Origin of the sequence: Mycobacterium sp. (assembly GCF_008709575.1) — a bacterium.
Classification (GTDB): Bacteria; Actinomycetota; Actinomycetes; order Mycobacteriales; family Mycobacteriaceae; genus Mycobacterium.
The window spans coordinates 1-539 of record NZ_VYIK01000550.1 but is presented as its reverse complement, the minus strand read 5'-3'; the positions used below and the strand labels follow the sequence as shown (position 1 = coordinate 539).

The 539-nt window shown below is 64.7% G+C and carries 1 pseudogene; it reads right to left on the bottom strand.

Annotation, left to right across the window (positions count from 1 at the left end):
• Nucleotides 1-404: pseudogene (locus F6Q13_RS20080) on the bottom strand (ISL3 family transposase); the annotation flags it as partial.
• Between the last annotated feature and the right edge of the window lie 135 nt (nt 405-539).

Here is a 539-nt window from a genome sequence, read left to right as displayed (position 1 = left end):
TCCACCGCCGCCACGGTCATCCGGTCGATCACCAACCGGCGCAAGATGTAACGGGCGCACCGCCGAGTCGTTGTGCAGCCAGGCCAAGCCAGCCGGTCGGTGCTGTGGGCGAACACTTCTCGATCACAGCCGGTCGTCGTGCAGCGGTAACGCGGAACGCGGACCTGCAGCCGCAGCGGATGCCCAACCACAGCCACATCGATCAGCTTCCGGATCGCAGTATCGCGGTAGACACCGGGCTGGGCGCACCTTGGACACCTCCCCACACCGTTGGTGAGCAGGTCGCAGAACACGATGGTCAACTCGCCGCGAACGGCGGCGTCGGTGATCGTCACTCCTAACTCGACCGTCCGCACGATCGTGTCGGCGACAACAACAGCAGCAGACGACCTAGGCTCAGACAACAGGGCTCCCCGGTGGCAGGTACGTGGCTTAAGCACCCGCATTCCTCTGTCCACCGGAGCCCGATTCAGCCCACCGACACGCCCCACCACCGGATCAGCTCGCTGTCGACTGCACTCCATTTCCGGAAGAGCCAG